Annotated in this window: 19 protein-coding genes; 14 read left to right on the top strand and 5 right to left on the bottom strand. The window is 52.0% G+C overall.

Annotation, left to right across the window (positions count from 1 at the left end; translation table 11 throughout):
• Positions 1-186 precede the first annotated feature (186 nt).
• From BN3910_RS05100 to BN3910_RS05085, 4 genes are all read left to right on the top strand, one after another.
• Entirely contained in the window at positions 187-882 is a 696-nt protein-coding gene (locus tag BN3910_RS05100) for an ABC transporter ATP-binding protein (protein WP_066924972.1), read from the top strand.
• The gene (locus BN3910_RS05095) at positions 882-3152 is read left to right on the top strand and encodes an FtsX-like permease family protein (RefSeq protein ID WP_066924970.1); all 2271 of its coding nucleotides are present in this window, start codon (positions 882-884) and stop codon (positions 3150-3152) included. Before BN3910_RS05100 ends, BN3910_RS05095 begins: the two co-directional genes overlap by 1 nt.
• A 298-nt stretch (positions 3153-3450) precedes the next feature.
• Positions 3451-3879, top strand: a complete 429-nt coding sequence (locus BN3910_RS05090; protein ID WP_066924968.1) for a hypothetical protein — start codon at positions 3451-3453, stop codon at positions 3877-3879.
• Between the two features lie 139 nt (positions 3880-4018).
• A complete protein-coding gene (locus BN3910_RS05085; protein WP_066924967.1) occupies positions 4019-4903 on the top strand; it encodes a mechanosensitive ion channel family protein in 885 nt (294 codons plus the stop codon).
• A 725-nt stretch (positions 4904-5628) separates the two neighbouring features.
• Here BN3910_RS05085 and BN3910_RS05080 read toward each other — a convergent pair.
• From BN3910_RS05080 to BN3910_RS05070, 3 genes are all read right to left on the bottom strand, one after another.
• The gene (locus tag BN3910_RS05080) at positions 5629-6615 is read right to left on the bottom strand and encodes a TlpA disulfide reductase family protein (protein ID WP_075967994.1); all 987 of its coding nucleotides are present in this window, start codon (positions 6613-6615) and stop codon (positions 5629-5631) included.
• A 192-nt stretch (positions 6616-6807) separates the two neighbouring features.
• On the bottom strand, positions 6808-7746 hold the full coding sequence (locus tag BN3910_RS05075) for a 4Fe-4S binding protein (RefSeq protein WP_066924965.1): 939 nt from the start codon (positions 7744-7746) through the stop codon (positions 6808-6810).
• A complete protein-coding gene (locus BN3910_RS05070; protein WP_019190314.1) occupies positions 7739-7885 on the bottom strand; it encodes a CD1871A family CXXC motif-containing protein in 147 nt (48 codons plus the stop codon). Before BN3910_RS05070 ends, BN3910_RS05075 begins: the two co-directional genes overlap by 8 nt.
• A gap of 127 nt (positions 7886-8012) precedes the next feature.
• Here BN3910_RS05070 and BN3910_RS05065 point away from each other — a divergent pair, with 127 nt between their 5' ends.
• Positions 8013-8690 (top strand): response regulator transcription factor, encoded by a 678-nt coding sequence (locus tag BN3910_RS05065; protein ID WP_066924963.1) that lies wholly within the window; start codon positions 8013-8015, stop codon positions 8688-8690.
• A complete protein-coding gene (locus tag BN3910_RS05060; protein WP_066924960.1) occupies positions 8687-10111 on the top strand; it encodes a sensor histidine kinase in 1425 nt (474 codons plus the stop codon). The genes BN3910_RS05065 and BN3910_RS05060 overlap by 4 nt, the downstream gene beginning before the upstream one ends.
• Positions 10112-10209: 98 nt before the next feature.
• Here BN3910_RS05060 and BN3910_RS05055 read toward each other — a convergent pair whose 3' ends face one another.
• Positions 10210-10575 (bottom strand): ArsR/SmtB family transcription factor, encoded by a 366-nt coding sequence (locus tag BN3910_RS05055; protein WP_066924958.1) that lies wholly within the window; start codon positions 10573-10575, stop codon positions 10210-10212.
• 709 nt (positions 10576-11284) lie between these two features.
• Here BN3910_RS05055 and BN3910_RS05045 point away from each other — a divergent pair.
• From BN3910_RS05045 to BN3910_RS05025, 5 genes are all read left to right on the top strand, one after another.
• A complete protein-coding gene (locus tag BN3910_RS05045) occupies positions 11285-11503 on the top strand; it encodes a cation transporter (protein ID WP_066926231.1) in 219 nt (72 codons plus the stop codon).
• A 247-nt stretch (positions 11504-11750) separates the two neighbouring features.
• Complete coding sequence (locus tag BN3910_RS05040; RefSeq protein ID WP_231862185.1) at positions 11751-13790, top strand: heavy metal translocating P-type ATPase; 2040 nt, start codon at positions 11751-11753, stop codon at positions 13788-13790.
• 9 nt (positions 13791-13799) lie between these two features.
• The gene (locus BN3910_RS05035) at positions 13800-14753 is read left to right on the top strand and encodes an L-lactate dehydrogenase (RefSeq protein WP_066924955.1); all 954 of its coding nucleotides are present in this window, start codon (positions 13800-13802) and stop codon (positions 14751-14753) included.
• 193 nt (positions 14754-14946) lie between these two features.
• The gene (locus BN3910_RS05030) at positions 14947-16191 is read left to right on the top strand and encodes an MFS transporter (protein ID WP_066924953.1); all 1245 of its coding nucleotides are present in this window, start codon (positions 14947-14949) and stop codon (positions 16189-16191) included.
• A gap of 197 nt (positions 16192-16388) precedes the next feature.
• On the top strand, positions 16389-17255 hold the full coding sequence (locus BN3910_RS05025; protein ID WP_066924951.1) for a radical SAM protein: 867 nt from the start codon (positions 16389-16391) through the stop codon (positions 17253-17255).
• A gap of 183 nt (positions 17256-17438) precedes the next feature.
• Here the strand turns inward: BN3910_RS05025 and BN3910_RS05020 are convergent, their stop codons facing one another.
• Positions 17439-18038 (bottom strand): hypothetical protein, encoded by a 600-nt coding sequence (locus BN3910_RS05020; RefSeq protein ID WP_066924949.1) that lies wholly within the window; start codon positions 18036-18038, stop codon positions 17439-17441.
• Between the two features lie 271 nt (positions 18039-18309).
• Here BN3910_RS05020 and dnaX point away from each other — a divergent pair, with 271 nt between their 5' ends.
• Genes dnaX through recR form a run of 3 tightly spaced genes read left to right on the top strand, consistent with a single transcriptional unit; the run spans position 18310 to position 21437 of the window.
• Positions 18310-20412, top strand: a complete 2103-nt coding sequence (gene dnaX / locus BN3910_RS05015; RefSeq protein ID WP_066924947.1) for a DNA polymerase III subunit gamma/tau — start codon at positions 18310-18312, stop codon at positions 20410-20412.
• A gap of 9 nt (positions 20413-20421) precedes the next feature.
• Complete coding sequence (locus tag BN3910_RS05010) at positions 20422-20757, top strand: YbaB/EbfC family nucleoid-associated protein (RefSeq protein ID WP_066924944.1); 336 nt, start codon at positions 20422-20424, stop codon at positions 20755-20757.
• Between the two features lie 59 nt (positions 20758-20816).
• Positions 20817-21437, top strand: coding sequence for a recombination mediator RecR (gene recR, locus BN3910_RS05005; protein WP_066924942.1), 621 nt, complete (start codon positions 20817-20819; stop codon positions 21435-21437).
• The last annotated feature ends 104 nt before the right edge of the window (positions 21438-21541 follow it).

The following is a 21541-nucleotide window of genomic DNA, read 5'->3' as shown; positions in this document are numbered from 1 at the left end:
AATCGCTTGCGTCCGTTTTTACTTTGCAGTAGAGTACAGGAGGATAGCGTTAGCTATAACTAACTATAGGAGGGAGGCGACGGAACAACCGGAGGCTGCACGCCTTGATGCGGTGAAAACCAGGAATCGCAGACTGCGGCCCGGCGGCGAGTCACGTTCGTCCATTCCACCTTTACGGAGGAAAAAATGATTACGATACGCAATTTACATAAGTTTTACGGAGAAGGGGAAAACCGGGTGGAGGTCCTAAAAAACATTGACCTAACCATCGCTGACGGAGAAGTCGTATGCGTGTTGGGGCCATCCGGATCAGGGAAGTCAACATTGCTGAATATTCTCGGCGGCATTGAAGATATTGACGAGGGCGAGGTGATGGTTTCCGACGTTGCCCTGCATAAGGCAGGAAAAAAAGAGTTGGAACAGTATCGGCGCCATCACGTCGGCTTTGTTTTCCAATTTTACAATTTGATCAGCAATTTGAATGTGAAGGAAAACATCGAGGTAGGCGCGTATCTGTCCACCAATCCGCTGAATGTCGAGGAGACCATCGACACGCTTGGTCTGCGCGACCAGACGCACAAATATCCCAATCAGATTTCCGGAGGGCAGGCACAGAGAACTTCCATCGGACGCGCCATTGTCAAGAATCCTTCGCTTTTGTTGTGCGACGAACCCACCGGAGCCTTGGACTATGAAAGCGCAAAAGATGTGTTGGGACTCATTGAAACGCTGAAAGAAAAATATCATCCCATCATTATTATCGCCACGCACAATACACAGATCGCCCGGATGTGTGACACCACCATTCGCCTGCATAACGGATCGGTGCTGGAGGTAGCGCCGAATCTGCAGCCGATTACGGCCGAGGAGGTGAGCTGGTAATGCGAAATCCGATGAACAAGCGCATCCCCCGGATGCTGCTTCATCAGCCGGCACATTATGTGCCGTTGTTTCTGCTTCTGTTGATTACAATTATTTTTTGCTCCGCCTTTTTCCTCGTGCAGGGGTCGGTGGAACGTCTCTACTATGATTTTATGGATCGCTCTCACGTGGAGGACGGTCGCTTTACGACCCTTTCACCGTTAAGCAATTCGACCTGGAAACGTCTGGAAGAGAAAGGTGTCCGACTGGAAAAAAGTTACTATGCCGAGGCAAAGGACGAGAATGCCGACGTGCATCTTTATGCCAAGCGACAGAAAATCAATCTTCCCGATGTGATCGCCGGACGCATGCCGGAAAAAGACGACGAAGTGGCGCTGGATGTGAATTATGCCGGGGAGCACGCTTATACGATCGGTCAGGACGTGACACTCAGCGGACACAAGATGCATCTGGTCGGAACGGTGGTACTTCCCGACTACATCGCAATGATGCGCAACCGTGCCGACTTGGTTATGGACACGAAAAACTTCGGCGTGGGCATCGTCAGCGCGGACGGGCTTTCGCACTTTGATCGGCAGGGGTTGCAATATACGTATTCCTATCGTGAAAACAAGACTTCCACCACAAAAAAAGAAGCAAATGACACACTCAAAGAGCTCACGAAAACCGTTTATGAAGACAACATCTTGACGGAAGCCATGACCAAAGCACAAAATAAGCGCATTTCCTATATGATGGATGATATGGGCGGCGATGTGCCGATGATGCAGACGGTTCTCGTGTTGGCGGTGCTGTCGATTGCCTTTGTGTTCACCATGCAGACCCGCAATCAGATTATATCGGAATCCAGCGCCATCGGAACGCTGATGGCGTCGGGCTATACCCGTCGGGAGTTGATTGCTCATTATATGTTATTGCCGACGATAGCGGTGTTTTCGGCGGCTGTGCTGGGCAATTTCATCACGTATCAGGTGGGCTATAAACTGTATCTGAACTTGTACTATGCCTCTTTTTCGTTGCCGGTTTTTCATCCGCTGTTCAATGCGCGTGCTTTTTTGCTAACGACGGTTATACCCGCGACAATCGTGATGCTCATCCAATTTCTGATGCTGATGACCAAGCTGCGTCTGCGCCCATTGCGTTTTTTGCGCCATGAATTGGGACGCAAACCGCGTATTTCCAAGATGCGTCTCTCTCGTTTCGCTTTCTTTTCCAGCCTGGGCTTTCTTTCTCGCTATCGTCTGAAGGTGTTGTTTAACAACAAACTCAATGTCCTGGTTCTGCTCTTCGGGGTTACGCTCTCGAGCGTATTTCTTTGCTTCGGACTGGGCATGCGTCCGATTTTTGAACGGCATGCCGATCTGATGCAAAAGGAGTTTCCGGCAAAGGTGCAGACCTTTGTCCGTCCGGGAGCGGTGCTTGACGCAGCCGATGAAAAGGCAGAAAAATTCGGATATGCCGCCTTTGACCTTTCCATCAACGGCGACGTGCATCCTTTTGCTCTCTATGGCGTGGCCCCTCATAGCCGCTACTTCGATGCTGAAGCAATTGATCCGCTGCAGGACAAAGAAATTCAAGCTTCGGAGGGCCTTATGAAACGATTTGGCCTTGCGGAAGGGGATAACATCACGGTGGTCAATCCATACACGGGAAAAAAGTATACGTTCTGCATTCGCGCCATGCGCCGGCAGGCGGTCACGCTCTCGGCCTATATGCCGCTTCCCGCCTTTAATGCCGTCATGGGCTACGATAAGGAGGCCTTTTCCGGCTACTATTCGGAAGAAAAATTACACCTGGATCCCGCCTATGTGGCTTCCTGCATCGACCTGGATACCGTGGGCAAAGCATCGGATCATTTTCTGGACACGTTCGGTCAGATCATCGGTCCCATCGTGTTCATCGCGGTTCTGTTCTACTTTATCTTCATCGACTTCCTGTCCAAAGCCATTGTGGACAAGGCCAAGACGGAAATTGCCTATCTGAAAATCTTCGGCTATACCGACGCAGAAACGACCGGCATCTATTTACGTGCCACCGGCATTCTTCTCGGTCTCTTCCTTCTGGTATTGCCGTTCATTTTGCGTTCTGCTATGGCCGTACTCTTAACCGCGTCGCTCGCCAAACTCGATTCCTACATGGATCCGCACTTGTCCATGCACATCTATTTCCTGGTCAGCGTGACGGGCGCAGTGCTCTTCTTCCTGGTGCAGGCTTTGCAGAAGCGAAAAATCGCCAAAATCAGTATGACGGAGACGTTGAAAGAAGTGTAGTGCAGACAGAGTAATTCGGTGGAAGAGATTCCGCGGTGAAGAAGGAAATGTCACCGGGAAGCGCTCCGCTGCAAGATAGTCGACAGATGACATAACAGCGCCAAGCGCCCTCTTTACCTGTTTTTTACGCCTTTTTTATGGCAATGCACAGTAATTGCTTCGGATCTGCGGGACAATGCCTTCAGGTATTTCCTTATTTTCGATCGATAGACGGCAGGTTATCATACCGATGATCGGAAAGTGCAGGGATGATCGGAAATTACCCACACGGCAGGAAAGTACAGGAAAGGGGATCGCGATGACGCTGTTTTTGAATGAAGAGGATATGCACAAAAACCTTGCGGAATTGTTGCCGGAAGGGGAGACGTATCAGGTACAGATATGGGGCCTGATTCTTGGCGGTTCGAGCCTGGAACGTTTCCTCCTTGGAAATATGTCAGCACTAAATAATGTATGCACGTACTTTGGCGTAACGGAAAAACACTTGGTGATGGCCCTGATGGGAACCGTGTCCATTTCCCAACGGCAAGGCGAGCTGGTGCTTCCTTTAGAAGAAATTGACCTGGTGAAGGTCAAGCGTTCCTTCCTTCCCGGAAAATCGATGGTCATTCTGCAAGTCGGCCAGGAAAAAATCAAACTCTCCCTGATGTCCCGAAATCCCGTCACGGCAAGCATTAAAAACCAAAAGGAAGAGATTGCGACCTTCTGTTCTTTGCTCCAAAAATGAGGCTGGGAGGAAAATATATTTGTGCTGTGATGCGGTAAGGCGGGTTTCCGTCCCATCCAACACTTTGCCTTTCCTTCTCTCTCTTGATAAGCTAAAGAGCAGTATCGATTGCTTTGTTCGTTTGCGAAGGGAGAGAGGGATGCAACAATATTTTGAATATTTACGCGATATCGGAGATGATCAACATTCCTTTTTGGAAAAAATAGCAGTCTCGGCGTTGATTTTTTTGGCCGTCTTTGTGGTGCGGCTTTTGGTGACGAAAAGCATCGATGGAGTGGTGAAAGACGAGAAGCGTCGTCATCGCATTCAGTCGGTAACGCGCTTCTTTACAGTTATCCTGACGGTTTATCTGGTGCTCTATGTTTGGTTTTCCCGCGCAAAATCCGTCGGCCTCATTGTGGGCATCGGCCTGGCCTTGCTGGTATTAGCGCTCAAAGATCTTATCATGGACATCTTCGCCTTTATTTATATTTCTTTGCGTCGCCCATTTGCCGTGGGCGATCTCGTGGAAATCAGGGGAGTTCAAGGTGAGGTCATTGATATTGATTTTATTCAATTCAATATGGCGGAAATGGGCGCATTGGTAGATTGTATGACGCCAACCGGGCGTTACGTTTCGTTTCCCAACCGTTTTATTTTTCAAGAGGCGGTATTTAATTACAACCGGGATGATCCCTTTGTGATGCAGGATGTCTTCGTTCTCATTGATGGGAAAGATGATCGCCAAAAAGCGCTGGAAATTGCCGGAAAAGTTGCCTATGAGAAATATCAGAATATCATCGCCGACTACGACGAAGATGAAATGCAGCATTTTGAAAATGCAGTTGGCGCCATGAGTGGGGATGCCAAGCCCAAAATCCGCGCAACCCTTGATCCGAATGGTGTCCGCATTTATATTCAATTTTTTACTTCCTATGATGAAATCGGCAAAAACAAGATGGTCATGGAAAATGCTCTGTACGATGCGTTACGCGCGAACGGCTTTACGTTTCCTTCGCCCCAGTACATTCGTCTGGTGAAGTAAGCCGCTGGCAAGGAAATTCCTCTAAAACTGCGCCGCCAACGACCGTTCCAGCGGCCCTCCTTCTGAGGCCGTCGAACCTTGATATTAACACGAAATGAACCATTCGTCAGGGGTGCAGACCCTGACAACCTCTCGTTTCAGCCATTCGTCAGGGGGCTGGCCCTGTTTTAACACGATATTTTCCCTTCATCAGGGACACCGACCCTGACAACCTCTCGTTTCAGGCATTCGTCAGGGTACGTCGTACCCTGTTTTAACACGATATTTACCCTTCGTCAGGGGTTCGGACCCTGACAGCCTCTCGTTTCAGCCATTCGTCAGGGACGCCGGCCCTGATAACATCCTAATTTAGCAATTCATCAGGGTAGGTTGATCCCTGGAATTACGTGAATTGACTCTTCGTCAGGGACATCGTCCCTGATATCTTCTCAACATAGCAAGCCGTCAGGGTACGTCGACCCCTGTATTAACACGATATTTCCTTTACGTCGGGGATTCGAACCCTGACAACATCTCGTTTTAGCCCTTTCGTCAGGGATGCGAACCCTGATAACATCATAATTTAGTAAGTCATCAGGGTACGTTGGCTCCTGGCATTTACGTGAAACACACACCTCGTCCATTCAAGGCGCCTTCGCCATGCCATCAAAAAAGGAAGCGACGGGCGTACCCGTCGCTTCCTCGTCGTATACTGTTGCTCGGTAATACCGAGAGTTGAAGTGCATTTAATTTTTCGCGTTCTCCTTGTATGCTGCGTCTTTATCCGGATCGCTTTCCAAAACTTGGGCGATGCGCTCCTCTAAGGCCTTTTTGCCGTTTCCTTCGGCTACCGAACCGAGAATCGGGTCACCGACGATGTTTCCGTCACGGTCTACAACGACGGTGGTAGGGAAGGCCATAATGTTCTTCACATATTTTCCGGCTTCACTATCTGATGCAAACGTGAGGTTCGGATACGTGGCGTTTTTCTTTTGCAGGATGGATTTGGCTTCGGCAATGGCATCCTTGTCACCATCCAGCGTGAAGGAGTTGACGCCGACGACAATGCCGTCTTTTTCCTTCAACTGCTGATGAAGGGCCTCTAAATCACCCAGCTCACCGACGCAAGGCTTGCAGGTGCTGAACCAGAAATTGATGACGGTGACGGCATGCTGGCGGAAGATGCCGGAATCGACGTTGTTGCCATCCAGATCTTTACCGGTAAAGTCGGGAAAGGGGGTTGTGGCACCCTGCTTTGCACCACCCTTATCGGAGGCGCCGCCCTTGTTATCCTTCGGCGCTTCTTTTTCCAGCGCAAGAATTTTTTCTTCAATGGCACGAATTTCCTCGGCACCCGCTTTCAAGGTTTTCAGCTCCGCTTCCGTGAACTTGTCTTTTGCACTCTCAATGGTCTGCAACAGGAAATCACCATAGTTGGTGCCGTCGGAAATCATCCCGGAATTCTTGTTGGCTGACAGGAAGAGCTTATCCCACAGTTCTTGGTCCTTGCTGAAAATGGCGTTTTCCTGATCGTGTAATTCCGCTAATTTGGCATCGATCTCCGATCCGTCTTTTTCCGCGGTCGGATCCGTTTTTCCGGCCTCCGCTGCCGGCACGCTCATGCCGCTTTCCGGCATTTGGCTGTCTTCTGCAGGTTTTTTACTCCCACAAGCGGCCAGACCGAAAGCCAGGCCGGCAGCCAACAAAAGCAAAGATACTTTTTTCGTATTCATGTGATTCTCCTTTACTGGTATTCTTCCTAACGGATATTTTCTTCCATTCTTCGTATGCCATGCCGTGCCTGCTTTACACGACATTGTTTGCGCTTGCTGAAGGCGCATATTCACTGCGATTGACAATTGCGCTTGCTGAAGGCGCGTGTTCACTGCGATTGACGTTTTTACCTTTAAAGGTTTGCCCAACTTCTATTTTTCCACAACGATTGGCTTTTCGGCGACCGGTTTTTCCGGTTCCAATGCTTCCGGCGCATTTTTTCTACCGCATCCCAGCCCGTAGCGGAAATGCAGGGCACCGGTGGGACAGGCGTTGATGCACATGCCGCAGCGGATGCATTCCGTATGTGCCGGTGTTTTTAACACATCAACGTCCATTTTGCAGGCCTTCGCGCATTTTCCGCAGGAAACGCAGCGGTGTTCTTCCACCTGAATTTGCAACAGGGAGATCCGGTTAAAGAGGGCATAGAATGCACCAAGCGGACACAGCCATTTGCAGAAGGGACGAAAGAACAGGATGCTTAGAACGACGATGGTCAGCAAAATGCCCAACTTCCAAGTGAACAGGGCCCCCAGCGCCGCGCGGATACCGCTATTGACCAAAGAAAGCGGAATAGCGCCTTCCAACACGCCCTGCGGACAAAGGTACTTACAGAAGTAGGGATCTCCCAATCCGATCTCGTTCACCAAGAACAGGGGCAACAGAAACACCATGACCACCAGAATGATGTATTTGAGGTAGGTCAGAGGGCGAAGCCGCTTGGTCGAGAACTTCTTTGTCGGAATTTTATGCAGCAATTCCTGAAACCAGCCGAACGGACATAAAAAGCCGCAGATGAAGCGACCGAGCAATACGCCGATGAGGATAAGAATGCCGGTTATGTAGTACGAAAAGCGGAATTTGGAAGATCCGACTACGGCTTGGAATGATCCGATGGGACAGGCTCCGGAGGCTGCCGGGCAGGAATAACAATTAAGCCCCGGCACACAGACCATTTTTCCATTTCCCTGATAGAGCGACCCGGTGAAAAAATTCGGCAGATGGATATTGGTCAGCAGCGTCGCACCTGCTTGCCCCCATCCGCGGAAGCGGGAAAGTAACCGGGATTTGCTTTTTTTCGGATCAGCCAATGCCCACACACTCCATGCACAGACGGATGGCTTTGGCGAGGACGGTCTCTACCTCACCACGCATAGCACCCACGACGATCATGCCCACAGCGGCGACGAGCAGGGCAATCTGGGTAATGCTTCGTTTTTTTGTCTTCATGGCGACTCCTTTCTTGTTGACAAGAAGAAGAATAGCAGAACAAACATAAAGATGGTGTTAAGAAGAACACGAAAGATGGTGTTAAGAAGAGATCGTATGCTATACTGCATCCGAAACGGAGGAAGGTATGCGTTTATTACTTGTGGAAGATGAGCCTTTTTTAAGCGACAGCATTGCGAAAAGTTTGCGCCGGCAGGGCTATAGCGTGGATATTTGTGCGGATGGTGAAGCGGCCATGGAGGCCGTAACGTTGGAACCGTATGATTTAGTGCTTTTGGATTTGAATTTGCCCAAGGTGGACGGCATGACGGTTTTGCGCACAATTCGTAAGGAAGATTTGCAAACGCCGGTTCTTATTCTTTCGGCGCGCAGTGAGATTGCGGATAAAGTCAATGGTCTGGATGCAGGGGCGAACGATTATCTTTCCAAGCCCTTTCATCTGGAAGAGCTGGCAGCTCGGGTGCGCAGCCTTTTGCGTCGGGATTTTATTCAGCAGGAAGTGTGCCTTCGCTTTGGCGAACTGACTTTTGATACGCGTACGCGTACAACAACGGTCGGCGAACAGGTGATCGCCCTCACCAAAAAGGAGAGCGGCATTTTGGAATATTTGCTCCTGCATCCCGGTCGTCCGATCAGCCAGGAAGAGCTGATGGAGCATGTTTGGGACGGCAGCGTAGACAGCTTCAGCAATGCGATTCGTGTACACATCAGCGCTTTGCGCAAGAAATTGCGTGCAGCGCTGGGCTATGATCCGGTGCGAAACCGCATCGGAGAAGGTTACCTTTTGGAAGGACCCACACCATGATTCGTCGTTCTTTACAGTGGCGCATTGCCCTGATGACCTCGTTACTCATCGCCATCAGCTGCATGACCATGATGGTCTTACTGGGAGGCTCAGGCCTTCGTCGCATGGAAGAAATCGGAAAAAACATTGAAGCGTTAGAATTGCACCTGGATTCGGAGGATGCTACATCCGACAGCTCGGCGCATGTCGTGCCGGGTTTGTCGCCGGACTTGTCGCCGGACAGGCCATCAGGCGAGACATCGGGCATGTCGCCGGACTTATCGCAGAACCTGCCTTCAGGCGAGACGCCGGTGCCGGGAGAAACGCCGCAGGCATCGTTTGATCCGCAGGGAATGAGTCGCGAGAAGAACCTGACGATTGTCATTGATGAGGCACAAGCGCGGTTTACCCTTACCAATTGGTACGTGACAGCCGGTGTAACACTACTCAGCGGCATTATTGCCTATTTTGTTAGTGGCCGTGCGCTACGTCCGCTGGAAGACTTTTCACGTCAGATTGAAAAGGTTCAGCTGACGAATCTCGAAGATATGCACGTCAGCACGGATACGCTTACCGAATTTCGTTCGATCGCGGATTCGTTTAACGAAATGCTTGACCGCCTGCACACCTCTTTTGCCGCACAGCGCCAGTTTACCGGCAATGCCGCGCATGAATTGCGTACGCCGCTTGCTCTTTTACAAATGCGCTTGGATGCCTTTGTCGAAGAACATCCCGATACGGATGAGGAGTTGACACAGCTCATCGCTTCACTTCGGGAGCAGACGGAACGTTTGGCGGAAACAGTGACAATTCTTCTGGAGATGAGCAGCGCTCAACACATTCCGCGCACAGATCATGTCTCGCTTTTGCCGATGCTGGAGGAAATTGTTACGGATCTGACGCCGCTTGCCGAACAGAAGCAGGTCGCTCTTTCCTTCGGTGGCGACGATGTTTCGCTTCTTGCCAGCGACCGTTTGCTTTCTCGCCTGTTTTTCAACCTTACGGAAAATGCCATCAAATACAATCGTCCCGGCGGCAGTGTTTCGCTTTCGGTTTCTATCGCAGGCGACGTCGCCGCCGCGCCCGGAGAGGCTGGTTGCAGCGTTCCTGCTGCGCACGGCAGCGCCACAGCCGGTACTGCCGCGTTTAATGTTGCGGTTTCAACATCGGATGACGTCTCGGGATTCACCAACTGTGCACTCGAATCGGGCGTTGTTGTCACCCTTACGGATACGGGCTTCGGTATTCCCGAAGAGGATTGGGAGACCATTTTTCAGCCGTTTTATCGTTTGGATTCGTCTCGCAGCCGCCAGCAGGGAGGCGTCGGTTTAGGGCTCGCTCTTGCCGGCGAGATTGTTAAATTGCATCAAGGAACCCTTCGCGTCGTCGAAAGTTCCTCTGCCGGCACGACCATCCGGGTTACCTTGCCGTTTTCGTCGTGAGGTTGTGGGGACGGCCGCGCTGTGCTGTGCTGACTCGCCGATTCCGCTTGTCGTACAGCTTGGTTGTGTTGGCCTCGTCGTTCCGGTTGTGCTGACTCTTATTTCGGGCAAGCAATCTCCATGACCTGCTCAATCATCTGATGCAAAAGCTGACTCTGGGCATTGTCCGCTGCTCGATAGTACACTTCTTTTCCTTCCCGGCGACTGACCACCAGATTGCTGTTACGCAAAGGCCGCAAATGGTGTGAAATGGCGGGACTGGACATTTCGAGCAGCGCCGAAATATCCTGTACGCATTCTTCATGGTGGCATAAAAGCCAGAAAATGCGGATGCGCGTCGTATCGCCCAATTGCTTAAATATATCCGACACAATTTGGAAATCGCTCACAATCTGCAGCTGACGCTTGATGCGATCCGGCTCCGGCGGCGCCGGCGGATGCTTGGGCATGGCTTTGTTTTCCATATTGACCTCTCTTCTATTTTTGTTTGCTTGGTTCTTTTTCGTCCTGCGGGGCTTGTTGTCGTTATGCACGCGTGCTAAGGTTTATTTGGTTTGCTGAGGTTATTTTCGACCCATTTGTGGTGAAATGATACCTTTTGTGTCCGAAAAAACGTAAAGTGCGAAATAGGGACACGATTTTCATGGAGCAATGGTGGATTTTGTGTCCGAAAAACGCAAAACGTGAAAATAGGGACATGCCTTCGCTGCACGGTAGCCACCTTTTGTGTCCGAAAAACGCAAAACGCGAAAATAGGGACACACTTTCGCTGCACGGTAGTCACCTTTTGTGTCCGAAAAACGCAAAACGCGAAAATAGGGACACACTTTTCGGACTAAGAGCCTCAAGTTGTGTCCCAAAAACACGAATCGTGGAGAAAGGGACACAACTCGACCTTTCTTGCATGCCATCACAGGAAACTATTGACTTTCCGCTTACTCGATATTATAATTTAGGCACGACAATTAAACAAGTGCTTAAACGTAGAATCGTAGTGAAATCGGTGCATCTCGTACATATTCAGAAAAGCGTCGGCTGACTTTGCTGGGAAAGCAAGGAAAATCCTACGGTCCCTTAGAAATCTTACGTTCCAGAGAAGAGGAACGCAAAGACTCTCCCGGTTTGGAAAGCGGCGAGGCGCATCACAAAAAGGTATTACAAAAGGAGAAAAACATGAAAAAAACGTATGCGATTGAAGTCGATTGCGCAAATTGCGCTAACTTGATGGAAGAAGCAGCCAACAAAACAGCCGGCGTGGAAAAAGCAAGCATCAATTTCATGATGCAAAAATTGACAGTAAAATTTGCCGACGGCGCTGACGCACAGGATGTAATGGACGAAGTGTATAAGGCGTGCAAAAAAATTGAACCGGATTGCTCGATCGAGTATTGACCAGGAGCCGGCCTTCGGCCGGCGGATGGAAATCGCCGCCGGAGGCGGCGTACCTTACAGACCAACCACCCCTGGCAAATCGCCTTTTTAGCCGATAGCCAGGGGTTCAACAAAGGGAAACATCCCTGGCTAACGGACGATTTTGCGACTGGCCAGGGTCAAACAGCGCCATTCCCCTTAGGCCCGCCATTCCCCTTAGACCCGACATCCACCTTAGATCCACCATCCACCATAGAAAGGAAACAATATGGGAAAAATTATCACGAGCATTTTGCTCTTGGTCGTCATCGTCATGGCCTGCACCCTGCTCATCCGGGTGAAAAATAAGCCGGACGACATGCCGAAAAAACAACGCATCATGCTCAAACGCATCCTCGCCAGTGCGGCTTTGCTCTTTGTGCTGGAACTGCTTCCTGCCGAGGCCTTTGCAACGCTCGATGCGTCCTTGTTTCCCGGAGCAGGAAGGGGCCTGCGCTTCGCACTTTACGTGGTGGATTACGGCATTATCGGTTACGACATCTTGCAAAAGGCTCTGCTTGGCGTGCGCAACAAACGACTCTTCGATGAAAATTTCCTGATGGCGGTAGCGACCATCGGTGCCATGACGCTTGCCATCATCGAAGACGGTGATTACCTGGAAGCTATTGCCGTCATGCTGTTTTACCAGATCGGCGAATGGTTCCAGCGCTATGCGGTGGGAAAAAGCCGCCGCAGCATCAGCGACCTGATGGACATTCGTCCAGACTATGCCCGCATTGAGCGTAACGGCGAGTGGGTCAAAGTGGATCCGGATGATGTGCCGGTAGGAAGTCACATTATGGTGCATCCGGGCGAAAAGATTCCTCTGGACGGTGTGGTTGTGGAAGGCACGTCGAGCCTCAACACAGCAGCGCTGACCGGTGAAAGTTTGCCGAGAGACGTGCACGAAGGAGAGGAAGTCCTCAGCGGATGTCTCAGCATGACCGGCGTGCTGACCATTCGTACGACCAAGGAATTTGAACAATCCACCGTATCGAAAATTCTCGATTTGGTGGAGAATGCCAGCTCCCGCAAGGCGCAATCCGAGGAATTTATCTCGCGCTTTGCCCGCGTCTATACGCCGGCAGTTTGCGCTGCCGCTCTGGCGCTTGCGATCCTGCCACCGTTGGTGCGCCTATTCATCCTGCAACTGCCTGCCGCATGGATGGTTTGGCTGTATCGTGCGTTAACTTTTCTCGTCATCAGCTGCCCCTGCGCGCTGGTCATCAGCATTCCGTTGAGCTTCTTTGCCGGCATAGGTGGAGCGAGCCGCGCCGGTATACTCGTTAAAGGCTCCAATTACCTTGAGCTTCTGTCAAAAACCGGCATCCTCGTGATGGATAAAACAGGCACGCTTACGCAGGGCGTTTTTGAAGTCAACGCGCTGCACCATGCCATTTGTGAAGAAGATCGGCTCATCGAACTGGCGGCGCTCGCGGAAAGCGCTTCTTCGCATCCCATCAGCAAGAGTTTGTTGCGCGCCTACGGCAAGAAAATTGATACGGATCGTGTGACCAATATTCAGGAACTCAGCGGAAAGGGCGTTTTGGCACGGGTCGACGGCATCGAAGTGGCCGCCGGCAACGATAAACTGATGGAGTATCTGGGCGTGGCGTATCAAGATTGCCACATGACGGGCACGATTATCCACATGGCACTGGACGGCGAGTATGCCGGTCATATCGTCATTTCTGACCGACTGAAGCCCACCGCTTCGAAAGCCATTCAGGAGCTGAAAACCGTAGGAATTCATCACACGGTCATGCTCACGGGCGACAGTGATAAAGTGGCGCAGGAAATTGCGCAGAAACTCGGTATTGACGAGGTGGTCAGCGAGCTTCTTCCGGACGGCAAGGTAGAAAATGTGGAGCGCCTCCTGCAGAGAAAGCATAAGAGTGAGCAGCTGGCCTTTGTCGGTGACGGGATTAACGACGCACCGGTGCTGGCGCTGGCCGACATCGGCATCGCCATGGGCGCGATGGGCTCCGACGCCGCCATCGAAGCGGCGGACGTCGTCTTGATGGATGACGACCCCTTGAAAATTGCGCAGGCGATGCGTATTTCGAGACATTGTTTGGGTATTGTAAAGCAGAACATTATTTTGGCCTTGACGGTCAAGTTCGTCTGTTTATTACTGGGAGCGTTCGGACTTGCCGGCATGTATCTTGCCATTTTTGCGGACGTTGGCGTTATGATTTTGGCCGTTTTAAATGCGATGCGATGCCTGCGTGTTGGCGGAAGCGATACAGGGATATCAAAGGCATATTAGGAGGAACGAATGACAAATAGAGTGGATAATCGAAAAGTCGCTGTTGTCGGCTGCGGCTTTGTCGGTTCATCGTCCGCATTTGCGTTGATGCAAAGCGGATTGTTTTCGGAAATCGCGTTAGTGGATGTGAACCGGGAAAAGGCGGAAGGCGAGGCCCTGGACATTTCTCACGGCGTTCCCTTTGTCGGGCAGGTGAAGGTGTACGCTGCCGATTATGCGGATATCATGGACGCGGCCATTGTCGTGGTGACGGCAGGCGCTGCGCAGAAGCCGGGAGAGACGCGTTTGGATCTGGTGAACAAGAATATCCGCATTTTTCAAAGCATTCTGCCCGAGTTTAAGAAACGCAACTATGGCGGTATTTTGCTGGTGGTATCCAATCCCGTCGACATTCTGACGTTAGCGGCGTTGGAGCTGAGCGGCCTTCCCGAACAGCGAGTGATCGGATCCGGTACCGTGCTGGATACGGCGCGCTTAAAGACGGCACTTGGTGAACATCTTGATGTGGACAGCCGAAGCGTACATTCCTTTATTATTGGTGAGCACGGGGACAGCGAGATGGTTGCGTGGAGCAGTACCAATGTTTCCGGCATTCCCCTGAACGATTTTTGCGAGATGCGCGGCCATTTTAATCACCAGGAGGCCATGGAGCGTATTGCTGATGAGGTACGCAACAGCGCCTATGAAATCATCGCTAAAAAACACGCGACCTATTACGGCATTGCGATGTCGGTCGTTCGCATTTGTAAGGCCATCGTCATGAACGAACACTCCATCTTGCCGGTGTCTACGATGATGCACGGCGAATACGGTGTTGACGGCATTTGTTTGAGCATGCCGGTCATCGTTGGAGAAGAGGGCGCAGGGGTTCATGTGCCCCTGGTTTTGAATGATGAAGAGCAGGAAAAACTGCTTGCCTCAGCCAATGCCTTAAAGGAAGTCGCGCGATCTGCCGGATTATAGTACGCGGTCGACAATTGGCATGGTGACTGTCCTCATGGTGTTCATAATCGGCTAACTCTTCCGGGTGATCATTCGCAGGATGATCGTCTGCCCGACCGTATTCATCGGGCGATTGTTCATGGGGCGCTTTTTACAAGGTGGTCGTTTGCCGGCTAATGTGTAATGGAAGGACATCACCCCGAAAGGAGTTTTCTTGCTGCAACTTCTTCTGGTTATCATCTATTTCGCTTTTATCAGCCTCGGCCTTCCGGATGCCCTGCTTGGCGCTGCATGGCCGAGTCTTTATCCGAGCCTTGGCGTTCCAATTTCCTATGCCGGCATAATCGCCATGATCATTTCCGCCGGAACAATTGTGTCGAGCTTGCTCAGCGACCGATTAAATCGCCGTTTCGGAACCGGTCGCATTACTGCGTTTAGTGTGTCCCTCACGGCAATCGCGCTGCTCGGCTTTTCTCTTTCGTCCTCTTTTATACAACTCTGTTTTTGGGCCATTCCCTACGGATTAGGCGCAGGGAGCGTTGATGCCGCCTTAAATAATTATGTTGCTTTGCATTACGAAAGTCGGCACATGAATTGGCTGCATTGTATGTGGGGCGTCGGGGCATCGCTTGGGCCGTACCTGATGGGGCTTTGCCTAACCCATGGATGGGGATGGGCAAACGGCTATCGCAGTGTTGGCGTGATCCAGGTTGTTTTGAGCGCCGTTTTGTTCTTCACGTTGCCATTGTGGAAACAGGCGGACACGCAGCTCCCGGCGGCGAAATCAGAGGAAAAATCGGAGAAAACATCGGAGGGAAAATTGGAGAAAAAGCCCGCTTCGACAACAGGGCTTTCCACGATTCTTTCCCTTCCCGGCGCTAAAGCGATACTACTCTGTTTCTTTTCCTACAGCGCGCTGGAAGCGACGGTTGGTCTCTGGGCGAGCAGTTTCCTTTCTCTGGCCATCGACGTGGATCCGGAAATGGCTGCCGGTTTTGCCGGCCTGTTTTATCTTGGCATTACCGGCGGAAGAGCCGTTTCCGGCTTTCTTTCGCTGCGCTTTGATGACGATGCTCTTATTCGCGGTGGTCTTCTGACCATCGGTCTCGGCCTTACCTTTCTAGGAATGAGCCTGTTTTGTGGTATGCTTTGGGCAAATCATGCGGAATCGTTGCCCACGATGCTCGCTCTTATCGGCCTGGTGCTGATGGGATTGGGCTGCGCACCGATTTATCCCGGCATTATCCATTCCACGCCGGCACATTTTGGTGAAGCTCATTCACAAGCGATGATCGGCATGCAGATGGCATGCGCCTATGTCGGCTCCTGCTTTTTGCCGCCCCTTTTCGGCGTTCTTGCCCGGAGCCTTTCCGTTTCGCTTTTGCCGCTTTATGTGCTTATTTTGCTCGCATTGATGGCGTGGACACATCGGCGCGTGTTACGTGAAACCGCTGTGTGATGCTCGTTTTGCCGGCGTTAATGTTGGTGATATCCGCTGCGTGTTACGTGAAACCGTTGTGCGGTGACTGTTCAGCGACGGCTGTTTGTCGATGCCCGTCTGGGTAGGCGATGCCCGTCTGGGTAGGAGATGCCCGTCTGGGTAGGCGATGCCCATCTGGGTAGGCGATGCCCATCTGACGCAGGAAAGGAGATGCAATGCAATATATCGGTGATGTTTATCGGCCTCCCTCGGAGGCATCTTCGTTCATTTTGCAATGTACGGTGGGATGTGCACAGAATACCTGCCGCTTTTGCTCCATGTATAAAAAGGATTCCTTTTTCATGCGTTCCCAGGAGGATATTTTGGCGGATATTGCGGAAGTGGCAACGCATTGGCCGGCGCTTCGCCGCATTTTCCTTGCGGATGGCGATGCCCTGGTTATGCCCACGCCGCGTCTGGTCGAGATTCTGGAAACGGCACAACGGCACTTTCCCTACCTCGAGCGGGCAACGGCCTATGCCACGGTTCGGGATGTGCTGGCGAAAAGTGATGAAGAATTGCAGCAGCTTCGCGCATTGGGTTTGACGATGATTTATCTGGGTCTGGAAAGCGGTTCCGATGAAATCCTGCAACGCATTCATAAAAAGCAGACGCAGGCAGACTATGTGGAGGCCGTCTTGAAGGCAAAGCGCAACGGCATCGATACCTCGGTAACACTCATTTTTGGACTGGGTGAACAAGCATTAAGTGACCTGCATATTAACGAAAGTGCAAAGGCCATCAGCCTGTCTAAACCGGCATATGTTTCCTTTTTAAGCTTGCATCTGAGCCCTGGCGCCCCGCTCTATGACGACGTCAAAGAAGGTCGATTCACGCTTATCAGCGATGAGGAGATTTTAGATGAAATGAAGCGGTTCATTGAACAGGTGGATAGCGAAGGGACGATTTTCCGCTCCAATCACGCGTCCAATCCCGTTCCCGTCGGCGGTACCTTTAACCGAGATCGTGCCCACATGCTGCAGCAAATTGAAGAGGCTCGTCGCTGGCAAGCCTATCGTCCGCGTTCCTGGCGGGAGCTGTGATTTAGCATGCTATTTGGTCACGATACGCGATAGAACTACACCTTTAGTGCGCAGAGGGTGATCTTCGGCGGCATGCTGTTCCGTTTCGGCGTGAAAACGCTGTTCGTGGGTAGAAAATCTGGCAGCATAGTGGTGAGGGCGAAATGAACTGCGGTAAATGAATGCGTTCTTCGGGCGTCGAAATCAGCGCAGCGACGCCGGAAATACCATTGGTGCGGTTGGAAAGCGGAGCGCCGCCGGATCTGCTGTTGGCGGCGCGATTACGAAAGTGTAGCCGCCTTCGGCGGCGTTTTCAAACCGCCGGCCAAAGGCCGGCTCCTTATGCTGTAGAGGGGAATGGCCGAAAAACACAAAACCACTCCACACCCATTCATCATCTTGTAGAGGGGAATTGCCAAAAAGTGCAAAACCACTCCACACCCTTTCGCGATCCTGTGGAGGGGAACCGTCGAAAAGGGCAAAACCACTCCACACCCATTCATCATCTTGTAGAGTGGAACTGTCAAAAAACGCAAAACCACTCCACACCCATTCATCATCTTGTAGAGGGGAATGGCCGAAAAACGCAAAACCACTCCACACCGACCTGCATATCGGTAGAGTGGTTTCACGATAATTGCAAAACAAACACGATTTCAATGACACACGACGAAAAATAAAGCGGAGCGCCGCTGAAATCAGCGTTGGCGGCGCGATTACGAAAGTGTAGCCGCCTTCGGCGGCGTTTTCAAACCGCCGGCCGGAGGCCGGCACCGCCTTTTTACGATGGTGGTGGAGACCCATTTTCCTCAAACCACCATCGCTATGCGCGTGTAATCAAAATCCCTCAGCAATTTCGCCCCCGAAAGAACTACTGTCCACCACATCCACCGCAAAGCCGCCCCGTCCGTGAGTCGCCTCTTCGACGAGTTGCGTCCGTAGCAATGGCTATAAAGCGAGGCGACGAGGAGAAGCGAGCGACGAGCGGACGGGGCGGCTTTGCATAGGCGACCGGACGTGGCAGTTTTGTTCTGCTCGCCAACACCTATGCTAAAATGGAGGATAGGAGGCAACCATGCAAAAAGCTCTTTATCGCGCCTACCGTCCACAGACCTTTGACGAGGTGGTCGGCCAGGATGCTATTGTTACCGCATTGAAAAATCAGATCATGACCGGGCATATCGGCCATGCATACCTCTTTTCCGGCACACGCGGCACGGGCAAAACGTCCTGCGCCAAAATTTTTTCACGCGCGGTCAACTGCTTGGAACCGCAAGAAGGCAATCCCTGTAATGCGTGCGCTCATTGTCGTGCCATCTTGGACGAAACCACTATGGACGTCGTCGAAATGGATGCCGCCTCCAACCGCGGAATTGACGACATTCGGGAGTTAAGGGAAACCGTCATTTATCCGCCGGCACAAGTGCGTTACAAGGTCTACATCATCGACGAAGCCCATATGATCACTAAAGAAGGCTTTAATGCACTGCTCAAGATGATGGAAGAACCGCCCGCACACCTGATTTTTATTCTGGCGACGACCGAGCCGGAAAAAATTCCGCCCACTATACTGTCGCGCGTCCAACGTTATGAATTTAAGCGCATTGATGTGGAAGTTATTACGCAACGCCTTTCCTACATTGCGGAAAAGCAGGGCGTTACGATTACACCGGAAGCGTTGACCGCTCTGGCACGTGCCGCGGACGGTGCTTTGCGTGACGCGCTCTCGCTGCTCGATCAGGTGATGGCCATGGGCGATACCGATATCACGGAAGAACTGGTTGATCGTGTGCTTGGCACTGCCGGCAAGTTGTCGCTGACCGAGCTTACGCGTGATGTGTTGAATGATCGCATGACTGCAGCAATGACTCATGCCGCCTCCCTCCTTAAGGAAGGAAAAGAGGCTGCCGTACTCCTTCGGGAATGGATCGCCTATTTTCAGCAATTGTTGCTGATCAAAGGGGCCGGCAAGGAGTGGAAGGCACCTATTTCGGACATGGAACGCCGGGAAATGGAGGAGCTCGTGGCTGACATTCCCATGACGCGCCTGCTTGACTCCGTCGATCACTTGGTGGAAACCGAGGTGCTGTTGCAAAAATCCGATCACGCGGAAACGCTCTTTCTGGCCGCCGTCGCGCGACTCATCAATTATGCCTCCCCGCGCGTGCTGGAAAGCCGTATTGTCGCGCTGGAACAAAAACTGGCCATCGTGGAACGCTGGCAATCCCCGGAAAAAGCCATCCGGGATGCGCTGGAACGGTTGCAGGCGGTTGCGTCCACCGCGCCGCAGGCTACCATTCCATCGGCAAAAGAGACACCGACGTCTGCCGTTGCACCTGTCGCTCCACAGCCGGCCGGTGCATCTCGAACATCGGCGCCACCGCAACCCGCTACACCGTCAATAGCACTCAAAAGCCCGGAACAGCCGAAGGCTACACCGTCAATAGCACCCAAAAGTCCGGAACAGCCGAAGACTGCACCGCCGACAGCATCCCAAAGTCCGGAACAGCCGACAACGCCGGTGCAACCCACGACGGCTCCGCAGCCGACTACACCATCCAACTCCTTTTCGGCGGATCCCGAAGGTTGGTATCGACGCCATGAGAATGCCTGGCGCAATGTTGTGGAAAAAGAAAAAATCGTGCCCACGTTTTTTCTGGGGCGTTTTGCTAAAATAGACGTACACCAGGGCGAGACTTACGTTTCCTATGCCCGGGAAAACGAAGCAAAAGGCGCCCTCCTCAAGGGAAAAGAAGAAGAACTGTCCGCCGCATTTTCCCGTTTTGCCGGGGAAACGATCCGCCTGCATCTCGGCGAAGAATCACCGGCAAGGCGACCTTCGAGCAGCACAACCGGGTCGACACAATTAAAGGATTTGACGAGCTTGTCGACGCAACCTAAGAACGGGACACAACCTGAGGGCAGGAAGCAACCTAAGGATGGGACGCAACCTGAGGACAGGAAGAAATCCAAGGACGGGATGAGCACGTCGACAAAAACGACAACTGTACCAACGACTGCCGTTCCAACAACGCCTCCCTCAGCAAGCGCGATAGACAAAGGAAGCGTGCCGACGAATTTGTCCGGCGATGCGGACCCGGCGTCGGAAGCGGAAGACTGGACATGGCAGGAATTACAACGTACCATCCCCAAAGAAATACTCAAAAAGATGGAATAAGGAGGAGACATGAAGGGATTCAAAGGACCGCGCAGCGGCAACAATATGAACAATATGATGAAGAAGATGCAGCGCCTGCAGCGTCAGATGGAAGAGACGCAGCAGAAGATCGACGCAACCGAAATCGAGACCAGTGCCGGCGGCGGTGTCGTTAAAGTCAAAATGAACGGAAAACATGAGCTGTTAGAGCTTGTGATTGATCCAGAAGTCGTGGATCCCGAAGATACAGAAATGTTGGCCGATCTCGTCATGGTTGCCGTGAATGATGCAATTCAGCAGGCGACAGCGCTTAACGAATCGGAGATGGGACGCCTAACGGGCGGGATGAACATTCCGGGACTCTAATATTCTGAACTCTACTCATTCGGGACATTACCATCCCGAACGCGAATAAAGGAGGGGATATGAACGAATTTCCGGCGTCCGTAGAGGTGCTGATCGAACGCTTTCGTCAGCAACCTACCATTGGGAAAAAGACGGCACAACGTCTGGCGTTGCATGCCCTGAAAGATCCGGCCGCCACACGCGCCTTTGCCCGCGCCCTTTTGGACGTGACGGAGAAGGTGCACCGCTGTCGCATTTGTGGCAATATCACCGAAGAGGCGATTTGCCCCATTTGCGCGTCCACGAAACGCGACCATTCCGTGATCACGGTTGTCGAAGACGTCACCAATCTGTTGGCCATTGAGCGCGGCGCCGCCTATTTCGGCACCTACCATGTGCTGGACGGCCTGCTATCGCCCATGGATCAGCGAGGACCGGAAGATATCGGCGTACACCGCCTGCTACAGCGCATTAAAGACTCCATGAACAGTTCTACGCCGGTAAAAGAGGTCATTCTGGCTCTTTCGCCTACGGTGGAAGGGGAGACCACCATGCTCTTTCTGGCGGATCAGCTGGAAGCATATCCTGTGCGCGTAAGCCGCATTGCCAGTGGCATTCCCGTTGGCGGTTCACTCGAATATTATGACGAATTAACGCTTGCTCGCGCCATGCAAGATCGTCGCGCGATGAACGACCGCTAAGGTGAAGAACCTCCGCGGTGTTTTTTCGCCGACCATCATGCGCCGTCGCGCGATGAACGACCGTTGACATAACGTAACGAACGCGTCAGCACGTGTTACGAAAG

The sequence above is a fragment of the Murdochiella massiliensis genome (assembly GCF_900059565.1).
In the GTDB taxonomy this organism is placed as follows: Bacteria; Bacillota; Clostridia; order Tissierellales; family Peptoniphilaceae; genus Murdochiella; species Murdochiella massiliensis.
The sequence above is the reverse complement of the archived record's forward strand: the minus strand, read 5'-3'. Positions and strand labels throughout refer to the sequence as shown.

Coding starts and splice junctions, on each gene's coding strand:
- BN3910_RS05020 (WP_066924949.1), bottom strand. CDS start 18,038: ATGGGTCTCCACCACCATCGTAAAAAGGCGGTGCCGGCCTCCGGCCGG.
- dnaX (WP_066924947.1), top strand. CDS start 18,310: ATGCAAAAAGCTCTTTATCGCGCCTACCGTCCACAGACCTTTGACGAG.
- BN3910_RS05080 (WP_075967994.1), bottom strand. CDS start 6,615: ATGAATACGAAAAAAGTATCTTTGCTTTTGTTGGCTGCCGGCCTGGCT.
- BN3910_RS05090 (WP_066924968.1), top strand. CDS start 3,451: ATGACGCTGTTTTTGAATGAAGAGGATATGCACAAAAACCTTGCGGAA.
- BN3910_RS05055 (WP_066924958.1), bottom strand. CDS start 10,575: ATGGAAAACAAAGCCATGCCCAAGCATCCGCCGGCGCCGCCGGAGCCG.
- BN3910_RS05025 (WP_066924951.1), top strand. CDS start 16,389: ATGCAATATATCGGTGATGTTTATCGGCCTCCCTCGGAGGCATCTTCG.
- BN3910_RS05085 (WP_066924967.1), top strand. CDS start 4,019: ATGCAACAATATTTTGAATATTTACGCGATATCGGAGATGATCAACAT.
- BN3910_RS05035 (WP_066924955.1), top strand. CDS start 13,800: ATGACAAATAGAGTGGATAATCGAAAAGTCGCTGTTGTCGGCTGCGGC.
- BN3910_RS05100 (WP_066924972.1), top strand. CDS start 187: ATGATTACGATACGCAATTTACATAAGTTTTACGGAGAAGGGGAAAAC.
- BN3910_RS05010 (WP_066924944.1), top strand. CDS start 20,422: ATGAAGGGATTCAAAGGACCGCGCAGCGGCAACAATATGAACAATATG.
- BN3910_RS05040 (WP_231862185.1), top strand. CDS start 11,751: ATGGGAAAAATTATCACGAGCATTTTGCTCTTGGTCGTCATCGTCATG.
- BN3910_RS05065 (WP_066924963.1), top strand. CDS start 8,013: ATGCGTTTATTACTTGTGGAAGATGAGCCTTTTTTAAGCGACAGCATT.
- BN3910_RS05095 (WP_066924970.1), top strand. CDS start 882: ATGCGAAATCCGATGAACAAGCGCATCCCCCGGATGCTGCTTCATCAG.
- BN3910_RS05070 (WP_019190314.1), bottom strand. CDS start 7,885: ATGAAGACAAAAAAACGAAGCATTACCCAGATTGCCCTGCTCGTCGCC.
- BN3910_RS05060 (WP_066924960.1), top strand. CDS start 8,687: ATGATTCGTCGTTCTTTACAGTGGCGCATTGCCCTGATGACCTCGTTA.
- BN3910_RS05045 (WP_066926231.1), top strand. CDS start 11,285: ATGAAAAAAACGTATGCGATTGAAGTCGATTGCGCAAATTGCGCTAAC.
- recR (WP_066924942.1), top strand. CDS start 20,817: ATGAACGAATTTCCGGCGTCCGTAGAGGTGCTGATCGAACGCTTTCGT.